5 protein-coding genes are annotated in these 3,231 nt (G+C 69.5%); all 5 read left to right on the top strand.

Features of this window, described 5'->3' with window-relative positions; genetic code table 11:
* A partial coding sequence (locus tag LZ495_RS43580; protein ID WP_235058858.1) for a DUF4097 family beta strand repeat-containing protein occupies positions 1–311 on the top strand: 311 nt, incomplete at its 5' end.
* Between the two features lie 53 nt (positions 312–364).
* Positions 365–1,336, top strand: coding sequence for an ATP-binding cassette domain-containing protein (locus LZ495_RS43575; protein WP_235058857.1), 972 nt, complete (start codon positions 365–367; stop codon positions 1,334–1,336).
* The gene (locus LZ495_RS43570; RefSeq protein ID WP_235058856.1) at positions 1,333–2,124 is read left to right on the top strand and encodes an ABC transporter permease; all 792 of its coding nucleotides are present in this window, start codon (positions 1,333–1,335) and stop codon (positions 2,122–2,124) included. Before LZ495_RS43575 ends, LZ495_RS43570 begins: the two co-directional genes overlap by 4 nt.
* Before the next feature lie 52 nt (positions 2,125–2,176).
* Positions 2,177–2,662 carry a hypothetical protein gene (locus LZ495_RS43565; protein ID WP_235058855.1) on the top strand — a complete coding sequence of 162 codons (486 nt, stop codon included), beginning with the start codon at positions 2,177–2,179 and terminating at the stop codon, positions 2,660–2,662.
* A gap of 80 nt (positions 2,663–2,742) precedes the next feature.
* Positions 2,743–3,090, top strand: coding sequence for a hypothetical protein (locus LZ495_RS43560; RefSeq protein WP_235058854.1), 348 nt, complete (start codon positions 2,743–2,745; stop codon positions 3,088–3,090).
* The last annotated feature ends 141 nt before the right edge of the window (positions 3,091–3,231 follow it).

Below are 3,231 nucleotides of genomic sequence, written 5' to 3'. Positions count from 1 at the left end.
TCGACGAAGCCGCCGCCGTCCACCTCACCGCACAAGCCGGCGACATCACCCTCGGACGCCTCACCGGCCCCGCCGAGATCAGCACCCTCCTCGGCGACATCACCATCGCCGAAGCCGCCACCACCGGGACCGTCGTCCTGCGCACCTCCAAGGGCGACATCCACGTCACCGCCGCCCCCGGCGTCTCCGCCTCACTGGACGCGAGCACCGGCCTGGGCCGCATCGACAACGCCCTGAAGAACACCGGCACGGTCGGCCTCGCGATACAGGCCGCCACCGACCTGGGCGACATCACCGCGCGCAGCCTCTGACCCCCGGTCCACCCGAACTCCCCGCCCCCGCAGCCTTCCAAGGAGCAGTCACCATGACCGACCTGGCCATCGCGGCGTCCGGTCTGCGCAAGTCCTATGGGACCAAGACCGTGCTGGACGGCATCGACATCGCCGTCCCGGCAGGTACGGTCTTCGCGCTGCTCGGCCCGAACGGCGCCGGCAAGACCACCGCCGTGAACATCCTGTCCACCCTGATCTCCCCCGGCGCCGGCTCCGGCCCGGTGCGCGTCGGCGGCCACGACCTGGTCGCGGCCCCGCAGGCGGTACGCGGCTCCATCGGCGTGACCGGCCAGTTCTCCGCGGTCGACGGCCTGATCACCGGCACCGAGAACATGCTCCTCATGGCCGACCTGCACCGCCTGCCCAAGGCCGAGGGGCGGCGCGCCGCCGCCGAACTCCTGGAGCGCTTCGACCTGGTGGAGGCGGCGGACAAACCGGCGTCCACGTACTCCGGCGGCATGAAGCGGCGTCTCGACATCGCCATGACGCTGGTCGGCGACCCGCGGATCATCTTCCTCGACGAGCCGACCACGGGCCTTGACCCGCGCAGCCGGCACACCATGTGGCAGATCATCCGCGGCCTGGTCGCCGGCGGCGTCACCGTCTTCCTCACCACCCAGTACCTGGAGGAGGCCGACCAGCTCGCGGACCGCATCGCGGTGCTGCACGGCGGCAGGATCGCGGCGGAGGGTACCGCTGCGGAGCTCAAGCGGCTGGTCCCGGGCGGGCACGTCCTGCTGCGCTTCAGTGAGCCGCAGGCGTACGAGGCGGCCGCCGCGGCACTGCGCGGCGCCGGGCGCGACGACGAGTCGCTGTCGCTGCAGATCGCCAGCGGCGGCAGCCAGCGTGAACTGCGGGCCGTCCTGGACGAGTTGGACGCGGCCGGCATCGAGGCCGACGAGCTCACCGTGCACACCCCCGACCTGGACGACGTGTTCTTCGCCCTCACCGACCCGGCCGACCTGGCCGCCGTCCCCCACCAGACCAAGGAGACCGTGCGATGAGCACCCTCGGCATGGCCGTACGCGACTCGTCCACCATGCTGCGCCGCAACCTCCTGCACGCCCGGCGCTACCCGTCGATGACGCTGAACCTGCTGCTCACGCCGATCATGTTGCTGCTGCTGTTCGTGTACATCTTCGGCAACGTGATGAGCACCGGCGTCGGCGGCGCGAGTGCGGACCGCGCCGACTACATCGCGTACGTCGTCCCCGGCCTGCTGCTGATGACCATCGGCAGCACGGTGATCGGCACCGCGGTCTCGGTGTCCAACGACATGTCCGAGGGCATCATCGCCCGCTTCCGCACGATGGCCATCCACCGCGGGTCGGTGCTCATCGGGCACGTCGCCGGCAGCGTCCTGCAGTCCATCGCCAGCGTCGTGCTGGTGGGCGCGGTCGGCGTCGCGATCGGGTTCCGCTCCACCGGCGCCACGGCGCTCGAATGGCTCGCGGCGTTCGGCCTGATCGTCCTGTTCGCGACCGCGCTCACCTGGATCGCGGTCGGCATGGGCCTGGTCAGCCCGAACGCGGAGGCGGCCAGCAACAACGCCCTGCCGATGATCCTGCTGCCGCTCCTGTCCAGCGCGTTCATCCCGGTCGACACCATGCCGGGCTGGTTCCGCCCGATCGCCGAGTACCAGCCCTTCACCCCGGCCATCGAGACGCTCCGCGGCCTGCTCCTGGGCACCGAGATCGGCCACAACGGCTGGCTGGCCCTCGGCTGGTGCATCGCCCTGACCGTCCTGGGCTACGTCTGGTCGACGTCCACCTTCAACCGCGACCCCAAGTAATACCTCAGGCGGCGCCGTCACTGATGACGGCGCCGCCGTCTACGCTCCGCCCATGACCGATCCAAGGCTGTCCGGCACCGCGGCGGCTCTGCTCGACGCCCTGGCCCGTGAACTCAGCGACCTTGAGCTTGAGTTCGACGACTTGGTCGACCTCGTCGAAAGGCTTGAGACGGCGTGGGAACCGGCGCTGCGCCCGCTGCTGGAGCAGCACTTGGCCGCCGCCGTGGACGCCGGCAACTGGTACGCCCGCGACGAGCTGGCCGCGGTTCTCGCGCACGTCACGGGGCCCGATTGCCTCCCTTTGGTGCTGCGCGCCTGGTCCCGGGATCTCGGCGACGACAAGGACTCGCTCACCACGACTGTCCTCGAACTCGCTTGCGAGGAACCGGATATCGCGCGATCGACCATCATCCCGTGGCTCGGCCACGACGACGCCGCTCTCCGCGAGACTGCGGCGTGGCTGCTTGGTTTCGTCCCGCTGCCGGACGACACATTGCTGCTCGCACATACTGTCGAGGATCCCGAAGGATCCGCGTGACTGTGTCGGCCACCGCCCCGGTCTGATACAGCTTCCTCTGGTCCCGAACTGCCGGAGCGCACCCTCGCCCAGGAGTCACCGTGAAGCTGATGTACTGCCCGCACTGCGCGGACATCGTCCGGCTCTTCCCCGAGAAGCGTTCGTGCCGGTGCGGGAAGTCCTGGGGTCACTACATGGCGGACATGTCCACCACGGTGCAGACCTGGCCGAGCCTCTCGGTCGGGATAGCGAACAACGATTTCGCCGAGGCGGAGCAGGCGTTCGCCGACGCGCCGCGCGCCTTCTCCCCCGACGTCACCATGCGCTGCTGGATCAACCCGGTGTCCGAGCCGGATGTCACGTTCGTCAAGGGCGTGCCGATGGAGCAACCCACAGACGAGGGCGACGCGGAGGAGGCGTCTGCCGAAGGTGTGTCGTCCGGCGGGTGATGCGAGCAGTGCGGCTTAGTGGTCCTAACAGAACGATCTTTGGCAGTGTGACGTTCGGCGGCTTGGGTCGTTGAACGGTTCGTGCGCAAAGGGGAGTTGCGTCCGTGGGTCGTCTCGGACGAGTTGTGGGCCTTGGTCGAG

Source organism: Yinghuangia soli (assembly GCF_021502675.1).
Taxonomy (GTDB): domain Bacteria; phylum Actinomycetota; class Actinomycetes; order Streptomycetales; family Streptomycetaceae; genus Yinghuangia; species Yinghuangia soli.
The sequence above is the reverse complement of the archived record's forward strand: the minus strand, read 5'-3'. Positions and strand labels throughout refer to the sequence as shown.